At 37.8% G+C, this 18,498-nt stretch carries 18 protein-coding genes; 5 read left to right on the top strand and 13 right to left on the bottom strand.

The features are described 5' to 3' along the window. Nucleotides 1–73: 73 nt before the first annotated feature. The 3 genes from BLW60_RS14595 to BLW60_RS14585 all read right to left on the bottom strand — a co-directional run bounded on the left by BLW60_RS14595 (nucleotide 74) and on the right by BLW60_RS14585 (nucleotide 3,154). On the bottom strand, nucleotides 74–1,435 hold the full coding sequence (locus BLW60_RS14595) for a penicillin-binding transpeptidase domain-containing protein (protein WP_074718670.1): 1,362 nt from the start codon (nucleotides 1,433–1,435) through the stop codon (nucleotides 74–76). Next, nucleotides 1,432–2,562, bottom strand: coding sequence for an FtsW/RodA/SpoVE family cell cycle protein (locus BLW60_RS14590; RefSeq protein WP_278289929.1), 1,131 nt, complete (start codon nucleotides 2,560–2,562; stop codon nucleotides 1,432–1,434). Before BLW60_RS14590 ends, BLW60_RS14595 begins: the two co-directional genes overlap by 4 nt. Before the next feature lie 172 nt (nucleotides 2,563–2,734). Then, nucleotides 2,735–3,154 carry an FHA domain-containing protein gene (locus tag BLW60_RS14585; protein ID WP_074718666.1) on the bottom strand — a complete coding sequence of 140 codons (420 nt, stop codon included), beginning with the start codon at nucleotides 3,152–3,154 and terminating at the stop codon, nucleotides 2,735–2,737. 281 nt (nucleotides 3,155–3,435) lie between these two features. Here BLW60_RS14585 and BLW60_RS14580 point away from each other — a divergent pair, with 281 nt between their 5' ends. The 5 genes from BLW60_RS14580 (at nucleotide 3,436) to pyrB (ending at nucleotide 8,689) form a co-directional block, all read left to right on the top strand. Continuing rightward, nucleotides 3,436–3,951 (top strand): NUDIX hydrolase, encoded by a 516-nt coding sequence (locus BLW60_RS14580; RefSeq protein WP_074718664.1) that lies wholly within the window; start codon nucleotides 3,436–3,438, stop codon nucleotides 3,949–3,951. Next, a complete protein-coding gene (locus tag BLW60_RS14575; protein ID WP_074718662.1) occupies nucleotides 3,948–4,943 on the top strand; it encodes a tyrosine recombinase XerC in 996 nt (331 codons plus the stop codon). Before BLW60_RS14580 ends, BLW60_RS14575 begins: the two co-directional genes overlap by 4 nt. 86 nt (nucleotides 4,944–5,029) lie before the next feature. Then, nucleotides 5,030–6,901, top strand: coding sequence for an asparagine synthase (glutamine-hydrolyzing) (asnB, locus tag BLW60_RS14570; protein ID WP_074718660.1), 1,872 nt, complete (start codon nucleotides 5,030–5,032; stop codon nucleotides 6,899–6,901). 15 nt (nucleotides 6,902–6,916) lie between these two features. After that, the gene (locus tag BLW60_RS14565; RefSeq protein ID WP_074718658.1) at nucleotides 6,917–7,585 is read left to right on the top strand and encodes an HD domain-containing protein; all 669 of its coding nucleotides are present in this window, start codon (nucleotides 6,917–6,919) and stop codon (nucleotides 7,583–7,585) included. A gap of 21 nt (nucleotides 7,586–7,606) precedes the next feature. After that, entirely contained in the window at nucleotides 7,607–8,689 is a 1,083-nt protein-coding gene (pyrB, locus tag BLW60_RS14560) for an aspartate carbamoyltransferase (protein WP_074718656.1), read from the top strand. Nucleotides 8,690–8,725: 36 nt separating this feature from the next. Here the strand turns inward: pyrB and BLW60_RS14555 are convergent, their stop codons facing one another. The 10 genes from BLW60_RS14555 to BLW60_RS14510 form a co-directional block, all read right to left on the bottom strand. Further along, nucleotides 8,726–9,304: an HD domain-containing protein gene (locus BLW60_RS14555; RefSeq protein WP_074718654.1), complete on the bottom strand. Its 579-nt coding sequence runs from the start codon at nucleotides 9,302–9,304 to the stop codon at nucleotides 8,726–8,728. 59 nt (nucleotides 9,305–9,363) lie between these two features. Continuing rightward, on the bottom strand, nucleotides 9,364–10,428 hold the full coding sequence (locus BLW60_RS14550; RefSeq protein WP_074718652.1) for an FkbM family methyltransferase: 1,065 nt from the start codon (nucleotides 10,426–10,428) through the stop codon (nucleotides 9,364–9,366). A 20-nt stretch (nucleotides 10,429–10,448) separates the two neighbouring features. Continuing rightward, the gene (locus tag BLW60_RS14545; RefSeq protein ID WP_074718650.1) at nucleotides 10,449–10,868 is read right to left on the bottom strand and encodes a PH domain-containing protein; all 420 of its coding nucleotides are present in this window, start codon (nucleotides 10,866–10,868) and stop codon (nucleotides 10,449–10,451) included. A gap of 155 nt (nucleotides 10,869–11,023) precedes the next feature. Next, a complete protein-coding gene (locus tag BLW60_RS14540) occupies nucleotides 11,024–11,788 on the bottom strand; it encodes an MIP/aquaporin family protein (protein WP_074718648.1) in 765 nt (254 codons plus the stop codon). A 143-nt stretch (nucleotides 11,789–11,931) separates the two neighbouring features. Next, nucleotides 11,932–12,825, bottom strand: a complete 894-nt coding sequence (locus tag BLW60_RS14535; RefSeq protein WP_074718646.1) for a hypothetical protein — start codon at nucleotides 12,823–12,825, stop codon at nucleotides 11,932–11,934. Further along, nucleotides 12,825–13,511: a class D sortase gene (locus tag BLW60_RS14530; protein WP_074718644.1), complete on the bottom strand. Its 687-nt coding sequence runs from the start codon at nucleotides 13,509–13,511 to the stop codon at nucleotides 12,825–12,827. The genes BLW60_RS14535 and BLW60_RS14530 overlap by 1 nt, the downstream gene beginning before the upstream one ends. 3 nt (nucleotides 13,512–13,514) lie before the next feature. Then, nucleotides 13,515–14,303, bottom strand: a complete 789-nt coding sequence (locus BLW60_RS14525) for a hypothetical protein (protein ID WP_074718642.1) — start codon at nucleotides 14,301–14,303, stop codon at nucleotides 13,515–13,517. Nucleotides 14,304–14,609: 306 nt separating this feature from the next. Beyond that, nucleotides 14,610–15,650, bottom strand: a complete 1,041-nt coding sequence (locus tag BLW60_RS14520; protein ID WP_074718640.1) for a tyrosine-type recombinase/integrase — start codon at nucleotides 15,648–15,650, stop codon at nucleotides 14,610–14,612. A 71-nt stretch (nucleotides 15,651–15,721) separates the two neighbouring features. Next, nucleotides 15,722–15,946: a penta-EF hand family protein gene (locus BLW60_RS14515; protein WP_074718638.1), complete on the bottom strand. Its 225-nt coding sequence runs from the start codon at nucleotides 15,944–15,946 to the stop codon at nucleotides 15,722–15,724. 92 nt (nucleotides 15,947–16,038) lie between these two features. After that, nucleotides 16,039–18,498: TraM recognition domain-containing protein (locus tag BLW60_RS14510; protein ID WP_139283435.1), on the bottom strand; the 2,460-nt coding region annotated here is incomplete at its 5' end.

The following is an 18,498-nucleotide window of genomic DNA, read 5'->3' as shown; positions in this document are numbered from 1 at the left end:
TGAGGTTACAAGAGAATTTTATTAATTTTGTTTAAATGCACAAAGGTTATCCTTTTATTTGTTTAATATGACATCAGAAATTGTTTTTTAAATTATCAAGCAGTACCTGTGCAATATTTTCTGTTGTTATCCAGCCGCTGTCCTTATCTTCAATAAGAATACAGAAAGCAATAGGGAATGAGGGATCATCTACAAAGCCAACAAGCAGTGAATTTTCCTTAGCACCTTCCTGGACCTGTGCCGTACCGCTCTTTACACCGACTTTATATCCTGATATAAGATAAGAATACCTGTCAGAACCGTTTGTGAGCATTATCTGCTTTGTGGCAGATGCAGTACTCTCAGAAAAGATCTTGTCACTGTACTTTGTTTTTGCTTTTTCCTTGACAGCACCTCTTGTATTTGTTACATGATCTATAAAATAAGGCATAGTCATTTTGCCTGATTCATTTGCGATCGCACTTTCCCACATCATAAGCTGAATTGGACTTACAAGCGTGTCTCCCTGACCGATACAGCCCCATTGAGTCTTGAATTCAAGAGGATTTTCAAGTGTTGTAGAAGCTGTTTCACACTGAATACCGTCTATATCAAGATATTTCGGCTTATCACCATTGAGAACGTATCCGAGCTTTTCATACTGCTTTTTCAGTCTTTCAAATGGCAGGTCACTGTCCTCGATAAGCTGGGCAAAAAACGGATTACAGCTGTTTTCAAAGGCTTCCTGTATATTCTGAGTTCCATGACCGTAAGGGTTATGGCAGTCGATCTGTCCGCCTGTCTGGTTTATGTAATTTCCATTGCAGGTGTAGCTTTTCGAATAAAGAAGTCCGCTTCCCATTATTTCAAGTGCGGAAATAATCGTAGAGACCTTCTGAGTAGAGCCCGGAACAGTACCGTACAGGTTTTTTGAAAGAAGCGTAGCCGATTCAAAACTCTGGATATTATCATATCCTTTTGTTACGTCAAGAGAGGGGAGACTTGTACAAACGAGCATCTCACCTGTTTTATAGTTATAAGCCGATACACAGCCTTTCATATAACCGTATGCATCAAATACAGCACGGTTTGCAGCATGATCAAGCGTTGTATATATAGCAGCTTTTCCGCCGTCTTTTAATAATCCGTCAGAGAAATTATAGTTGTTTAGCTTTTCAAGATTTCTGGCAACAAGAGTATTATCCATTTGTCCCTTTTCATCACCAATGATATTTCCGACATCAATGAAATAATTATCAGGATAAGAGCCTTTTCCTGTACCGTCATAGAGTACATCGCCCTTTCTGTCATATACAAAGCCAAGCTGAAGCTGATCTGAATTCATCATGTAAAATGATGACTCGTGCAGTATTTTTAAAACAAGTATTGCCATACCTATGATAAACAGAAGGATAATAAGACTTGTAACGCGCTGAGTCCTTTTTATGCTTTTCATTCCTTCCACCTCCATGCGGGAACAGCTTGTTCCTGTTTTTTAGGCTTAGATTTTGACTTTGGATTGTTTGCTACATTAAAAACAGGGGACTGTCCTGCCATTAGCATACCTGTCATAAATCCGCTTACAAGAAGCGAACTTCCTCCTGAGGAAATAAAGGGTATTGTAACACCTGTAAACGGTATAAGATTGCATGAACCGAAAATATTAAGAGCCATTTGTACTATAAATGCAGCGCAGATACAAGACGACATTGTAGCATGATAATATGATCTTGTCGGATTGAAAAGGGGAATAGCTGTAATTATGATTATAGTAAGTACCATCATAAGTGCATACAAAAGTCCCCACTCTTCACTGACAGTGGCAAATACAATATCATTATCATATGCAAAAATATTGGAAAGGAAGCCTTTTCCTGGACCAACTCCGAACCAGCCGCCATTTGCGATAGCAATAAGTGCCTGTGACTGCTGATATCCGTCCCCAGTTTTATCGCTCCATATATCAACGTGCAGACGATGCTGGACATATTCAGGAGCATATTTAAGACCAATGATCAAGAATACAACAATAACAGCTATAACAGCTATCAGCTTCTTTTTTGAGAATTTAGCTTTGGGATAGCATATTCTAAGTATGAAACCTACGCAGTATATGCTTATAAACGTAGGAAGGCTGCCGTAGTCGTGCGATTTGACCTGAACAAGGCATATAGCCGCCATTAATCCGAAAAGTGCGATATTTTCATATACAACACTAAAGCAGAGTATCTTGTGCTTTTTTTGCTGGTCTGCAATTGAAGTAGCACAGGCAAGCACAAAAAGAGGCTTGATAAATTCAGAAGGCTGTAATGTAAACGAACCTATACGTATCCACATATCATGCTTTGCAAAATAAACAACAAGTACTAACAGAAGCAGAAAACCTATTCCACCATATATATATTTCTTTTTGTCCTGTAAGATCTTGTGATTTTTACAAAGGATATATCCGCACTTACTTGCTGCAAGACAGACAATACAGGTAATATAGTGCTTAAAATTGAATTTACATATGAAACATGATTGAAAAATAACACTCATATTTAATATAAGTACAAGTAAAAAATCAAGAACATATGACATTTGTTTAAAAAACAGAATAAAAACAAAATAAGCTATATCAAGTATTATTACAGCCGCACCAAGAATAGCTATATCACGAGGTTCTGAGAAATTACCGTTGAACCAGATGTTGACAAGCATTGCAGAGTGGGCAAATATTACAAAAATGCATGAAAATACGTATGCAACGGGATTAGCGTACACGTTCCTGCCTCCTTTTTCTGAAAATCAAGCGACGATTACCGAGTTTTATTACGTCATTTTCATGAAGAATAGTTTCGTGTATCAGATTTCCATTTACAAAAACTCCTGATTTTGAGCCAATGTCCTTAATGGTCCATATACCATTTGAAACAGTCAGCATAGCATGATAACGTGAAACCGAAAGATCTGGCAATCGTATATCTGCCGAAGCATGACGACCTATAAGAACTTCATCACAGCCGAGATCATATATTATATCCTGTTCGGCAAGCTCCATGTCATGTGCAAGTTCATGCCAGTTTCGCTTTGATGATCTTTTTTCGCAATATGCTGTTATAATAAGAACAAAAATACATATATCAAGTGCGGCAATAGCTGCGGCACATAATATAAGATTTAGAGAATTCAAAAAAACACCTCCAACATAATTAAACATACTGTTTAATTATAGCACAAATAGTTCAGAAATGCAATGAGTATAATATAATTGTATGAGTAAATAAAAATGTAGTCGGTCACTCCACTACAAGCTTACCGACTACATTGTCAAGAAGTGCTTTATAAATTGGAAGTATGATTTACTTGCAAATAGCACAGAGAAGTGATATAATCATTATAATGAAAAAAGAGACAAAGTTTCACCAAATGTAAATTTGGTGAAACTTTGTGTGATAAAAAGAGGGAAAAGTTATGAAACGTCTTTTTGCAATCGACTTAAAGGATTATGACAATAGTTTTTCAAGATTCAAGCGTCCGTCTGTACGCGGAATTATAATAAAGGATAAAAAAGTCGCATTAGTTTATAGCCATAAATATGACTATTATAAATTTCCCGGCGGCGGTATTGAAAATAATGAAGATCATGTAAATACACTTATTAGAGAAATTTCCGAAGAAACAGGACTACGCGTTTTGACAGACTCTATACACGATTATGGTTCTGTATTACGAATTCAAAAAAGCCGTTTTACTGAAAATGAAATATTTGAGCAGGAAAACTTTTATTATCTGTGCGATGTTGAAAACTCGATCCATTCTCAATCATTAGATGAATACGAATTAGATGAAGGATTTGAACTCAGATATGTAACTGCAAATGAAGCTATAAAAATTAATCGAACACATGATCATTCCGACTATGATGCGATGCTGATCGAACGCGAAGCAAAAGTTCTTGAATTACTTATAAAGGACGGTTTATTATGAATAACTACAATTCACCTGCAAATCCCGAATTTTTAAATAATTATCTTGTCCATGTTAAAATCGTTAAGCTGCTTGCTCAGCGTACGATTGAAGAATACTATACAGATATACGGCTTTTTTTGCGCTATATATATGAAAGCCAGCATAACACAGGTCAAAGTCTCGAAGATATTGATATAAGCAAAATGACCGAAGATGACATCAGAAAAATATCAATAACCGATATATATAATTTTATCTTTTACACATCTGATGAACGAAATAACAAAGACCGCGCACGTTACCGTAAAATTTCATCTCTCAGAAGCTTTTTTAAGTATCTCGAAAAAGTTGCGCATATAATTGAAAATGATCCAACTAAAGATCTTGATGTACCTGTACCAAAAACAGGTCTCCCAAAATTTCTTTCATTGAATGAAAGCTTAAAACTCCTTGAAACAGCCGATAGTGCTGATTCAAAGCGCGACTATTGTATTATCACATTATTTTTGAACTGCGGAATGCGTCTCAGTGAGTTGGTCGGAATCAATATCCGAGACATTGATTTTACTGAAAATCGCTTAAAAGTTCTCGGCAAGCGCAGCAAAGAACGCATGGTCTACCTTAATCCTGCTTGTATTGATGCGTTGCAGAAATATCTTGCTGTTAGAAATAATATCCCAGAAGCTTCGGGAGAACCTGCTCTTTTTATCAGCAATCAAAAGCGAAGGATATCCAAAAGACGTGTTCAGCAGATCGTTGCAGAAACCTTGCAAAAGGCTGAGCTTGACGGAAAAGGTATAACTACACATAAGCTTCGTCATACCGCTGCAACATTAATGTATCAATATGGTGATGCAGACGTACTTACCTTAAAAGAACTTCTCGGACATTCAAGTATTGCCACTACGGAGATATATACTCATCTTAACGACGAAAATGTTCGTAATGCTGTAGAAAGCAATCCCCTTGCCAAAATCAAATCAGATAATTCTGACGATAATAAAGAATAAATCATTTTTTTGTTGCAAAAGCTATTGATTTGTAGTATAATATTTTGGGAGATTTAATACACGGAAAATTCGGAGGTAGCATATTTATGTGCGGAATCGTAGGTTTTACGAACAATATCGACAATGCTGATAAAGTCCTTGGTAAAATGATGGATCGTATCAAGCACAGAGGTCCTGATGCCGAAGGTAAATACGTAGATGATAATATTGCTCTCGGTCACCGCAGACTTAGTATTATCGACGTTAGTTCAAGCGGAGATCAGCCTATTTTTAATGAGGATAATTCACTCGTTATCATTTTTAATGGTGAAATATATAATTATAAGGAAATTCGCGAAGAACTTATAAATGCAGGTCATAAATTCAGTACAAATACCGATACTGAGGTCTTACTGCATGGTTATGAAGAATTCGGAGAAAAGCTTCTTAATAGATTAAGAGGTATGTTTTCCTTTGTTATTTGGGACAAAAATAATAAAGAACTCTTTGGTGCGCGTGACTTTTTCGGTATAAAACCGATGTACTACGCAAATATGAACGGTACACTGATGTTTGGTTCAGAAATAAAGTCTTTCCTCGATCACCCTAAATTTACTAAGGAGCTTAATACTGCTGCTCTTGAGAATTATCTCACCTTCCAGTACTCCCCTACTTCGGAAACGTTTTTTAAAAATGTTTACAAGCTTCCGCCTGCACATTTCTTCAAATTCAAGGACGGTAAATTTGTCGCAAAGCGTTACTGGGACGTTCGTTTTGATGCTGATGATCAACCTGTTCTTGACGATTGGGTAAACAGAATATCAGATACTTTCCATAACTCTGTTGAAGCCCATAAAATCGCCGATGTTGAAGTCGGTTCATTCCTTTCCAGCGGTGTAGATTCAAGCTATGTAGCTGCTATAGCTGATGTCGACAAGACATTTACTGTCGGATTTGGTTCTGATGAAAAATATAATGAGATAGGCTGGGCTAAGAACTTCTCAAAGGCTATCGGAAAAGAAAACACAAGCAAGGTCATAACACCTGAAGAGTATTGGAACAGTCTTTCAATGATCCAGTATCATATGGACGAACCTCTTGCCGATCCTTCTGCTGTTGCACTTTATTTTGTATGTAATATCGCTTCTGAAAAGCTCAAAGTCGTTCTTTCAGGCGAAGGTGCCGATGAAATATTCGGCGGCTATAATGTTTACAGTGATCCGAACGGTACAGCTTATGACAAGCTTCCTCGTTTTATAAAGCGCGGTATTGGCAGCGTTGCTTCAAAACTTCCTGCAAAACGCGGTGTTAATTTCTTTGTTCGTAAAGGCAAAGACGTTGAAGAACGCTTTATCGGCAATGCTTATATGTTTACTCCTAAGGACAGAAAAGAACTTTTGAAGATATCGACCTCTGCCCCCGACCCGACTGTTATCACAAAGCCTTTTTACGATAATGTCAGAAATAAAGATGATGTTACTAAGATGCAGTATCTTGATCTGCATATGTGGATGGCTGGAGACATACTTCTTAAAGCTGATAAAATGAGTATGGCAAATTCTCTGGAGCTCAGAGTACCTTTCCTTGATAAGGAAGTATTGGCTCTCGCTGAAAAAATACCTACAAAATATCGTGTAACTCATGATAAAGGTACAGATGAGACCAAATATATTACAAAATACGCAATGCGTCTTGCTGCTAAAAAAGATACCCCTGAGCAGACAGCAAAAACTGCTGCAAAAAAGAAGCTGGGCTTCCCTGTTCCGATAAGAGTGTGGCTCAAAGAGGACAAATACTATGAAAGAGTAAAAAATACATTTGAAAGCGAGAGTGCAAAGGAGTTTTTCAATACCGCTCCCCTGCTCAGGCTTCTTGACGATCACCGTGAGGGAAAAGCTGATAACAGCCGTAAAATCTGGACTGTATTCATTTTCCTTGTATGGTATAAAGTCTACTTTGAGAATGACGGAAAATATTGATTTTAAGGTGAAAATATGCCAAGTATCGTTACTTATAAGTATATAAAACAAAATCCTGATATTATGGAGTATATCAGGCGTGCGGACAAAGCTCTTGAAGCTCTCGGCTATACGGAACATTCCTTTCCGCACGTTGAACGAGTTGCTCATACTTCCGCTTATATCCTTGAAACACTTGGATACGACGAAAGAACAGTTGAGCTTGCTCGAATAGCTTCTATCATGCATGATATCGGCAATGTTATCAACAGAGTCGATCATGCACAGAGCGGAGCTGTAATGGCTTTCAGACTCCTTGATAACCTCAGTATGCCTGCCGATGAAATATGCTCTATCATCTCTGCCATAGGCAATCATGATGAAGGAACAGGCCAGCCGCTCGATGCTATTTCTGCGGCTATGATAATCGGAGATAAAACAGATGTAAGAAGAAGCAGAGTGCGTAATCACGATCTTCTTACATTTGATATCCATGACCGTGTGAACTATGCTGTTGAAAACTCAAAGGTAGTTTTTAACGACAGTAAAACATCTATTATTCTTGAACTGCAAATAGATACGGAAATATCATCTGTTCTTGAGTATTTTGAGATATTTATGGAGCGTATGCTGCTGTGCAGAAGAGCGTCGAAGTTCCTCGGTGTACAGTTTGAAATGATAATAAATGGCAGCAAAATACTGTAATAATATAACGGAGGTTTTAATATGTTATCGGAATATCAGCATCTTATTGATCTTAACGATTATCCTGTATCCTGGTGGAAAAAGGTGGTAGAGCTCGGAGAAGAGATATACAATGCTCCTGAAAAATTTGCTCACGTATGTGACGGCAAAATAATGGCAACATTGTTTTATGAGCCCTCCACAAGAACACAGATGTCATTCCAGACAGCTATGATAAGACTCGGCGGACAGATAATCGGTTTTGATAATCCTGCTAATTCATCAGTTTCAAAGGGTGAGACTATCAAGGATACAACTAAGATCGTCAGCAATTATGCCGATGTACTTGTTATTCGTCATCCTATTGCCGGTGCAGCTAAAGCTGCTTCACTTACTGCTGATTGTTCCGTTATCAATGCCGGTGACGGCGGACACCTCCACCCTACTCAGACTCTCACCGATCTTCTTACATTAAAGATTGAAAAGAAAACTCTTTCAGGACTTACTATCGGTATGTGCGGTGATCTTCTCAACGGCAGAACTGTTCATTCTCTTTGTAAGGCATTGAGTATGTTCCCTGATAACAAATTTGTGTTCATTTCAACTAATGAACTGGGAATGCCGGCATATATAAAGGATATAATCAAGGCTAACGGAAGTACATATGAAGAAATAAACACTCTTGAGGACGCTATCGGCAAACTTGATGTTCTTTATATGACTCGTATACAGCAGGAGCGTTTCGCAAGCAGAGAAGAGTATCTTGCTCAGAAAAATACCTATGTGCTTGACAGGAAAAAGATGCTGCTTGCAAGAAATGAAATGATCGTTATGCATCCCCTTCCTCGTGTTGATGAAATTACAGTTGAAGTTGATGAAGATGCCCGTGCAATGTACTTTAAACAGGCTAAATACGGTATGTATGTAAGAATGGCTCTTATAATGACTATTCTTAAAGAGAAAAAGCAGTCTGAAACACTTAAAGGCAAGATATTTGCAGGCGTAAAATGTTCAAATCCTAAGTGCATCACTAACCATGAGGAATATCTTCCTAAGAGTTTCCGTGCAAGCCGAGACGAAACTCTCCTCGAATGTGAATACTGCGACGAAAGAAAGCTTATATAACATTAAATCCGTACAGTTTATGCTGTACGGATTTTTTTACATTATTCCATCGTTCTTTTCACGTTCAATTTTATCAAGAGTTTCATCAAGTATTTCCTTTCTCAGTTCCGTAAGCCATTCTGAAAATGCAACTGTTTCAAAAGCGTAGGTTTTGTTTAATTCATATTCATTTTCTGACCACGTATCTATTGGAGATTCATTATGCTGTATCAGAGCTTCAAGTTTATCGAGCGATTTAAAGAGCTTGGCTTCTTTCGTTTTCTGATCATTCATTTCATCGAATAATGCTGTAAAATCCTTTGATATATTCTCAGGAAGAGTTTCTATCCATTTATACAAAAGCGTATCTTCGATCCTTCTGTCATTATCAGACTTGATAAATGTAGGGATATCACCTGTAAAGCACTCCCCCATATCGTGTATAAGGCACATTTTAATAACTTTTTCAATATCAACATCAGTGAATTCATGTTTCAAAAGCATCGCCATGAGTGCTATTCTCCAGCTGTGTTCCGCAACGCTTTCTGTTCTCCTTTTTGATGTTGTACAATGTCTTAAAGTATCTTTCAGCCTTTCGGCTGTATGAATAATTTTAAGATAATCATTTACATTCATAAAAATTCTCCTGTGTCAATAACAAAAGCGATAGGCACATAGGTCTATCGCTTATTATTTTATACTGTTGCGTAAAGATTTGTTTCCCATGCAGGTATATACAGCTGATGTCTGATATACAGCTTATAAGAAGGATTAAGCTTCTTTATAAGTAATGGGAGCTCAAATATATCTTCGTTTCTATGATAAAGAGATACCATCATTTTGGGGGCATAATGAGAAATAGTTAATGCAGCTCCCCATATAGCTTCACGCTCAAAACCTTCAACGTCCATTTTTATAATAGTCGCAGGCTTTTTACCGAGTACACTGTCAACAGAAAGTGCACCTACCATATTCTCCGAACCCGCAGTGATAGCAGACTGTCTTCCTGCTTTAGCGGCGAACGGAAGCTCTGTATCTATGCACCATGCAGCTGAATTAAAAGCGAAAACATGAGGCATACCGTCAACAAATTTTGCAAGCTTCTTGAAGTTCTTTTTGTCAGGCTCAAGCGCATATATTGAAACATATTTACCATGAGTGAACTCAAGGAGTTCTTTTATTGTATCTCCGTTATATGCACCGAGATCAACATAAACTTCATTAAGATTTGGCTTAATGATCTTCTTGTATATCTCAGCTTTTGAAGAAGTAACAGCTGATAGATATTCGATTTTTCCGCTTATCTTGAAGTTAATTATATTAGCATATACTTTTCTTGAATAATCGTCTGCAAGGCTGTCATATACCTGCTGTATCTTATCAGCATTTTCCATACAGTATTCATAGGTAAAGAGTCCCCTGCCAACGACAGGTACATCAGGAACATAAAGGGTATGCTTTGAAGCTATCATGTGTATCTTATCAACTATTTCCTGATAACCTGCTGCAAAAGCAAGCACAACAACGAAATCTTCGACAGCTTCTTCTATTTCAGAAAGCTTATGGACTCTGTAACCCTCGAAAGAATGTCCGCGTACAAAATCATCACTTGCAAAGATACCTGCTACAGTTATATTCTTTTCACGGAAAACAGACATTATCTTTAATGCACCGTCTCCCATTCCGTAGATAAAAATAGGACGTTTTTCAGCTTTTAGCCTGTCCCAGCTGGATTGTTTTTCTGTTATAAACGAGAGCATTCTTCCAATCACCTCTGAACTTAATAATCTCCGTCATGATCATTCACATCATCACTATCATCGCAATGATCGTGTGCGTGCATACTCATCATATCTCTGCCTCTAATGCCGTATTTATCACGCATTATATTGAGATACTTGTCAATAAGCTCAGAAACCTTTCTGACATTCTTTATACAGTGTACTTCCTTTGAAGGAGTATCAGCATCACGGCTGTAGATTATAATAGTACCGCAATTTACAAGTCGCTGAAAAAACGGATACTTTACTTTTTTATCTGTTATTTTATAAAGGTCTATCTCATCTTCATCAATGTTTAAAAAGCCTGTGCGAGTTATAAATTTAGATTCAGTAAGATAATAACGAGTAAATGTAAGCGGCAGACCTAAAAAAGAACGTTTTTTATCTGTCCATACATATTCAAAGGTATTTTTTTTCATGAATTTATCCTCCAATCCGTTAACAAGCAGACTTTATACAATTATTTTATCACAAATTCGACTATTAGTCAACTATATTTTGTACGAAAACAGCTTGCTTTATTGATACAAAGTGCCGAAAAAGAAAAGCTCCCGTTATGGGAGCTTTGATAGGATCACTTCTTTTTCTTCTTCTGAACAGGCTTTGCTGAAACCGGTTTAACAGGAGCAGCAGCCTTTTCCGGAACTTTTTTGTTTGATGATTCGAGGAACTTGTATACACAAGCAGCAAGTATTGCGCCTATGAAAGGTCCTACGATGAATACCCAGAGATCACTGAGAGCATCTCCGCCTGCGAAAAGAGCAGGTCCGAAGCTTCTTGCTGGGTTTACAGAAGTACCTGTGAGACCTATTCCGAAAATATGAACCAGTGTAAGTGTAAGACCAATGATAAGTCCGCCGAATGAACCGTGATTAGCCTTCTTTGAAGTTACACCAAGAATTGTCATAACAAAGATAAATGTGAGTAGTATCTCAACGAGAAGACCTGCACCTGCGCTGCCGTTAACACCTGCAAGACCGTTTGCGCCGTATCCGCCAGTCTTGTCAACAACATCGCCAAGATCGAATATAGCCTTTAAAACGCCTGCACCTGCGACTGCACCTATGCACTGTGAAACAACATAACCGATAAAATCAGTAAACGTCATTCCACCGCTGAGCAATACACCCAGAGAAACAGCAGGATTTATGTGACAGCCTGAAATGTTTCCGATACAATAAGCCATACCTACAATTACAAGACCGAACGCAAGTGCTGTAAGGATATAGCCGCATCCGTTAACAGCATCACAGCCGACAAGCATAGCTGTACCGCATCCGAGAAGTACGAGCACGAATGTTCCTATAACTTCTGCAATATACTTTTTGATTGATTCCATTTTTATTCCTCCTTAATAAATTAAAATGGGTTATCCGATAAGTAGATTATATCACCTTTTATACATTAATGTCAATGTTTTCAGCGAAAAAAATTCATATATATTTAATATGAAAAAGCAGCTGTAAAATACAGCTGCTTCGTTCATATTTCAGTTGGTTTTGTGCCTGGATAAGTTTTTTTATCATGGATAACTCCGTATATCACGATCAGAGTTATTCCGATAACAATAAAAGCGATGTGGACAGCCATAAAAGCTTCTGTAAATCTGTACATGGCGCTTGTAAACGCAGTAAATACAGCTGCTTGCTTTATAGAGAATGAATCATAAAAACTTGTTGCAAGCAGATAAATGCTTGGACAGCTGCCGAGTATACCTGATATCAAAGCTGAAATGCCGCACCAATACATCGTAGTTATTTTCTTTTTGCGGTTTATTAAAATAAGAAGCAGAATGATCATGATAGTTGCTGATATCGCAGCAATTGTCATAGGCATTCTGTATGCATAAACTTTTGAAAGCTTTGAAAGAACGCCATGATTATCCATTGCCGAGAACTTATACACATCACAGAATGAACCGATAGATGAATAAGCATCGTCTTTGCTTGTCCTGAGTTTCAATTCAAATTTGTCATCTTTTTCGTATCCATTTTTATCGGCAAAATCATTGAAAAAAGTCTCAATGCTTTTTTCGAGCTTTTCATTCTTCGGAGGTGACGTATTCATATTACAGCGGCTTTTAAGAGCTTCAAAAGCATTATGGATATATGCCTCTTCGCACGATTTGATGTACACAGTATCTATCGCACTCATATACACATCAGCAGGAATTCCTGTGGTATTGTATTTGTCAGAATAATACTTTTCGATCTCAGTATAGATCTTTGACTCAAGTTGTTTCTTTGAAGCAAGATCAATAAGCTTTTTCTCCGAAACATTGATATCAACAAGAAGAAGTGCCGAGCCTGCAATAAGCATAAACACAAGAAAAACCGAAAAAATAAGTGAAAACAGGTAGGTGAAAGGTTTTTTCATTATTTTATCTCCTCCCCTGCTTTATTATAGAATTTTTTTTCTGTAGGTTCACAGATAACACCGATACGCTCATCTGCACTTCCGAGTACATTACGTTTGCAGGTGTAAAGTGTAAGCTTAGATTCTTCAGATGGTGATACATACTTTCCGTCCTTTTTATTGAACGAAATGTTTTCGGTAACTTTATACTTGAATTCACCATAGGTAGTATTAAGAGTTACAGTATCACCTTTTTTCAGCTTATAAAGCTCAGAGAAATAGGTATCTTCATGAGCACTGATAACAGTATTTCCGGTATCTCCGATTATGACCGAGCCTGATGACTGACAAGCACCATGTTCAAAAAGTTCAGAACTGCTTCCCCAGTATACAGGAACAGAGATATCAAACGCCGAGCATTTCAGTACAGCATACATCTCGCCAAATTTAGGACGGACAAACTCGCCCTCATCGAATGTATCACCGCTGTAATCCTCAACGATATCATTATCTCTTAAAACAAGTCCTGAACCGGCAGACTCGGGATTAGTTTTAAAATCATCCATAAATGCAAGATTAATATATACTTTAAGCTTGTCATATGGCTTTATAATGGCGATCAGAAGTATTCCGACACACAATGAAAGCAAAATAAAAGGGGTTATTACGTGGACAAGGACGCTGCCTTTTTTAGTTTTTTTCTCCATCTATTACTCCGTTTCCTCGGACCTCATACGGCGCATCAAAAGATAAACAGCTGTTATAGCAATACCGATAAGTCCACATGCTGCTGCAAGAATACCTCTGCGGTCATAGCCTGTATCTTCAACAGTTGCGCCTGCTGTAGAAACGTTAACGAGTTCACCCTTTTCATTACGCATTGCAAGCGTAAGAGAATCATCAGTAAGCTCGTCAACAGTGATGTTTAGTCCCATTTCTTCAGCAGCCTGAGACAGTTTGTCGACTATCTGTATCTTTTGCTCAGCAGGACTTTGCTTCATAAGGCTTCTGTACTCCTCAGGGCTGAGATCATCTATAAAAGCCTGCTGCTGAACAGGTGTAAATGTACGTAAATATGACATTTTTTCGTCATATGACATTTTTATAAACGCTTCGCGGCTTATTCTTGTAAATGTAGAGCCGTCTGACGCAGTAAGTGTAATAAGATCAGGATCAGAAACAGACTGCTTGTTTTCTGCATCAGTTACAGCAACAGTCGTTGTTACTTCAGGATTAACTACCTGCGGACCTGTTGTTATTATCTGACTGCCTGCAACATGAAGCTTTTCAATAGCCAAATCAAGACGCTCTGACGGGTAATCACCTGGATGCGAATAGTATTCGTTATAACCTGCCTGAATATCTTCTTCAGAATATCCGTACGATCTTGCAACTGCTGCAACATCATCAACCGTTGTTGCGTGTGCAGATATGCTGCATGAAATCATTCCTACAGCAATTGCAAATGCAGCATTAATTGGGATATGTTTTCTTTTCATGTTGATCCCTCCTATTATAATATACCTATTTATTATACTCGTTTAACTATACTTTGTCAAGACAAGCCATATCTTACATAATAATATCAGTACTTAATACGCTTTTTTTCTACTGGGATTACACAGTATAATTGTCACATATATTGGCTAATTAAAAAAAATGAAAATGCCAATATTCCGACGTTTTACCGAAATATTGGCATAAATAAAAAGTGGTGAGACATGAGGGATTTGAACACACAACATTTTCTGAATATTTTTGTCTATTTATAGCCGTTTATTGAGCGGCAATTTTGAAACGTGTGACTATTTTTCTGATTCTTTATTGATTATGCCGTTAAAATAACCATCGATTATTCTTTGATATTCAATTTCTTTATTTGAAGTTGTATGTGTATATACAGATTTCATGATAATGTCCGACGACCATCCACCAAGTTTTTGTATGTATTCATCTGGGATACCAAGATCATTTAAAACAGTAGCAAATTCATGTCTGAGCTTATGAAAGGTTATTGAAAAGCCATTATCTTCCATTAATTTTTTAAAATGTTTTCTTATGTACTCATACCGAAGAGGTACTATGTAATCATCTTCCGTATTATGCGGTACCTTTTTTATCATATTATACAGATAGGGAGGTAGAGGAATTGTTCTTGTGCTCTCAACTGTTTTATTTTGTTCACGAACTACATCTCTATTGTCTAGGCAGATTTTCGCTCGTCTTACTGTGATATATTTACCATCATTAGATATATCGGAAAATTTTAAACCTCTTACCTCACTAACGCGGAGCGATAACCATGCTGCTAACATGCATGGGAGCTCAAGCTCGCTGCCAATTATTACTTTAAAAAGTTTATCAACCGGGGGAAGCTCAACTGATTTTGGACGTTCTTTTGGAATAGTTATTTTCTTCATATTTATAGTTATATCCTGAAGCTCTAAGACAGATTTCAAAAGTGACAGTGCTGATTTTATCGATTTTCTTCCAAGTCGTGCTGCATCAAAGTTTACAGCACGTTGTACGTCGTTTATTCTAAGATTATTGATCTTGATGTCCATTATTACTTGCAGCCTGTATTGCTGAATATTTCTATATCCCCTTATTGTTGAAGGTGAAAGTATATTGCTTCTTGAATTTATATATTGCGTAAAGGCCTGATATACTGTCATATTTTTATAATCGATGCCTATAGCGTTATCTTCCATAAACTCAGCGGCAAGCTTTAATGATTCCCATTCCGTCGCAGCAGTAAATGATTTAACTATCCTCTTACCTTTATCATTTATTCCAACTACTACCTGTGTCCTATAGTTGCCGCTTGGCAATTTTGTCGCTTTCATAGCAAACTCCTTTCATATAACTTGGCGCATAATAATTAATTATTATGCGCCATATGATTAATCATAGTTATTTACATTGACAATAAAGAACTAAGGTCAATGCCATACCTGGTCACAAAGAGTTCCACTCTCTCAAGGGTTATGTTTTTGGCATTTTGATCGTAGGCATGTAGAGTGCGCTCGCCAACATTCAAACATTCCGCCAATTCTTTGTCAGAAATATCTGAAACCGCTTGCCAGAATCTTATTTTTGCCCAAAGAGTCTTATAAAGCGGAATATGCTTGACTCTAGCCACTATGATCACCTCACTTTCTTATGCTTGACAGCAATTAATGGTTCTATTATAATTAGATTAAGTTGTAGCGCCGCGATGGGCGCCAATGAGATTTACTTAAATTTAGGCTTTCTCAAGATGGAACATGGCTCATTAGCCATTACAGCCTTCGGTGCCGGATTCTTATAAGTCCAGCCGATGACAGTAGCCTGCTTGTTTTTGCCTGTCGTTTTGTCATAAAGCAGACCGTAAACCAGACACTGCCCCTGCTCCAGACTTGCAAGAGTAGCTGAATCAACACCTGTTAGCTTGGAGATGTCCGCGAAATCAACATATTCCGGACGAAAGATAATCAGCGTTCTGCAGTTACCGAATGTTTTACCAAGTTTTTCCTTAACAGCTGAAAAGTGCTGTGTTGCTATTAACATACGTATACCATGTTTTGCACCCTTGCGCAGCAATTTGTCAATTGCGCTATCAGTGCTTATATCCAGATCTTGCGCTTCATCAAGAATTATTGTATTACGAGTCTCAGGAAAATGCTGCTTGTAGGCGTAATAGCTCGCAAGTAACATATCTGTCACATAGGAACCTTTAGCTACACTATCAAAGCCTGTGGAAATTACAACTATCTTCTTCTTGGAAGAGAAGAATTCTCTCCATGAAGTCTTTGGAGTTGGTAGTTCTTCAAAATCTTCAAGGACACCTTCAATTTTATCGCGTAAAGCCTTTTGAACTTCATCTTTTTTTTCAAGATAAGCAAGTATATCACATATATTTATATCGTCATTTTTATCCTTTAACATTACGCCTATGCGTTTGTATAGCACTTTTCCCTGCTTATCACCTAGGCTTCTTGCCGCACAGGATAAAACGCTTTTTATGCGATCCTTTTTCTCGGTAACATCATCACAGTCGCTAACGTCGGCAAGGTTAACTGGCAATCCCATCTTTGGGATGCTCCAGAAGGAAAAATACTTATCAATTATACTTTCTGGAAGACGCTTCCTTACCTCACGCTCTGACCATGATCCATCATTATCTACAATTAGAACTTGTTCATCATTTATAGCAGCGTCTACAGCCTGCTCGCCTTCATACGTGCTCTTGCCACTACGAGAATCTCCTGAAATCAACTGATGATAATTCAAATCCGGTTCCATATTCTGTCCATACAGGCAAGTACCTGCTCGGTTCATTACCAAAGGTCTGAGTTTGATATTCGCCGCTTCAACCTTCGTTAACTGATAACCGGCATACTTTAACTCTCTGACCTTTTCTAAATTGGAAGGATATAGAATTATACTCGGTATACTAAAGACACTTATTGATATTTGAATCTTAGGAGCTATATCTACATCTATATTCCGCTTGTACTCTTTCTGTCTATGATTTTTTTCCATACATTTTTCGAGTGCTTTAAGAATCTTGTATTTTTTCTTACAGGTTCGCATGCGCATCAAAATGTAATCCCAGAGTTCAGGCTCAAAATTCAGCCAAAAACCGTCGTAAACGATTGTTTTACTCTGTAATTTATAATACGGGAAACCTTTCTGTGTCGTAATCTTAAAGATGCCAGTTGCTATAAGCTCATTCAAAACATTAATAAAATCGTTAAAAATAGCCGTAACCGAGTCGTCACGGTTATCACTACCCGACTTCATCCATGTCAGAATACTCTTGGTCTCCTCTTCGGATATCAAACCGTAAGAAAACATTATTGAAATCGCTACTCTTATCATTTTTTTTGCGTTGATATTCTCAGAATTCTGGATTGTCAGAGTTTCAATGTCAGCAGCCTTAAGAGCATTTTTTATAAATGCAAGCATATTTGTAGGATCGTTTACGATAGCCTGTATCAATGCAGAATCGAACTCACCTGAAAATCTCTGAAGCTTATCCGGATCTCCGATATTTACTTTTTCGCAGAGATTAATATACATCGCCGGCGTATCTTCAGGGATTACGCATGGATTCTCACAGATAATCGAAGTCAAATGCCTCGTACTATCCTCAATTCCATTCGTTCCTTGCAGATCATCAACCACGACCTTAAGCAGCTCGTCGTGTCTTTTGCCATTCTCAATGCGAGCATCATCGTATAGAACAACCATGCTGTCGTTTGAATCACGAAAAGCCTTTTTCAGTTCGCTTTTTGTTGACATTAAAGATTTAACAACCTGTGAGCTATAATTTTGCGTTTTTAGCAATGCAATCGCTGTTTTTGCAGCTGAAGGACATGCAGGTTCAACAATAATCAGCTGATCCGGCTTAATGCCTTCTTTCTCGAAAAAGTACAGCAGTAAGCTTGCAATTCTAAGAGCAATAAGAAGTTTGTACTGCCAAATTCTCGGAAGTACCATAGAGTAATCCTTGGCAATATCCACGATAGCCCTATCTGTTGGTAGCAACTGTCTTTCACGAACATCGGTCGGATAGCAAGACATATACTGAGGATTCACTATTTCAGCCGAAGCGAAAAGCAAGTGGCCCTCACTATCTTTGCTCCACCCAGAACGCTTAGGAGTAAACAGCAATTTTCTCTCCGTTATTTCCTGAACGGCAAGGTAGAA

It is taken from the genome of Ruminococcus flavefaciens, assembly GCF_900108555.1.
Taxonomy (GTDB): Bacteria; Bacillota; Clostridia; order Oscillospirales; family Ruminococcaceae; genus Ruminococcus; species Ruminococcus flavefaciens_P.
Note: the sequence above shows the minus strand (reverse complement) of the source record. Positions and strands in the feature narration are given on the sequence as shown.

Bases quoted from the DNA above. Each gene is read 5' to 3' on its own strand.
- BLW60_RS14595 (WP_074718670.1), bottom strand. From the start codon at position 1,435: ATGAAAAGCATAAAAAGGACTCAGCGCGTTACAAGTCTTATTATCCTT.
- BLW60_RS14590 (WP_278289929.1), bottom strand. From the start codon at position 2,562: ATGTCATATGTTCTTGATTTTTTACTTGTACTTATATTAAATATGAGT.
- BLW60_RS14580 (WP_074718664.1), top strand. From the start codon at position 3,436: ATGAAACGTCTTTTTGCAATCGACTTAAAGGATTATGACAATAGTTTT.
- BLW60_RS14575 (WP_074718662.1), top strand. From the start codon at position 3,948: ATGAATAACTACAATTCACCTGCAAATCCCGAATTTTTAAATAATTAT.
- asnB (WP_074718660.1), top strand. From the start codon at position 5,030: ATGTGCGGAATCGTAGGTTTTACGAACAATATCGACAATGCTGATAAA.
- BLW60_RS14565 (WP_074718658.1), top strand. From the start codon at position 6,917: ATGCCAAGTATCGTTACTTATAAGTATATAAAACAAAATCCTGATATT.
- pyrB (WP_074718656.1), top strand. From the start codon at position 7,607: ATGTTATCGGAATATCAGCATCTTATTGATCTTAACGATTATCCTGTA.
- BLW60_RS14555 (WP_074718654.1), bottom strand. From the start codon at position 9,304: ATGAATGTAAATGATTATCTTAAAATTATTCATACAGCCGAAAGGCTG.
- BLW60_RS14550 (WP_074718652.1), bottom strand. From the start codon at position 10,428: ATGCTCTCGTTTATAACAGAAAAACAATCCAGCTGGGACAGGCTAAAA.
- BLW60_RS14545 (WP_074718650.1), bottom strand. From the start codon at position 10,868: ATGAAAAAAAATACCTTTGAATATGTATGGACAGATAAAAAACGTTCT.
- BLW60_RS14540 (WP_074718648.1), bottom strand. From the start codon at position 11,788: ATGGAATCAATCAAAAAGTATATTGCAGAAGTTATAGGAACATTCGTG.
- BLW60_RS14535 (WP_074718646.1), bottom strand. From the start codon at position 12,825: ATGAAAAAACCTTTCACCTACCTGTTTTCACTTATTTTTTCGGTTTTT.
- BLW60_RS14530 (WP_074718644.1), bottom strand. From the start codon at position 13,511: ATGGAGAAAAAAACTAAAAAAGGCAGCGTCCTTGTCCACGTAATAACC.
- BLW60_RS14525 (WP_074718642.1), bottom strand. From the start codon at position 14,303: ATGAAAAGAAAACATATCCCAATTAATGCTGCATTTGCAATTGCTGTA.
- BLW60_RS14520 (WP_074718640.1), bottom strand. From the start codon at position 15,650: ATGAAAGCGACAAAATTGCCAAGCGGCAACTATAGGACACAGGTAGTA.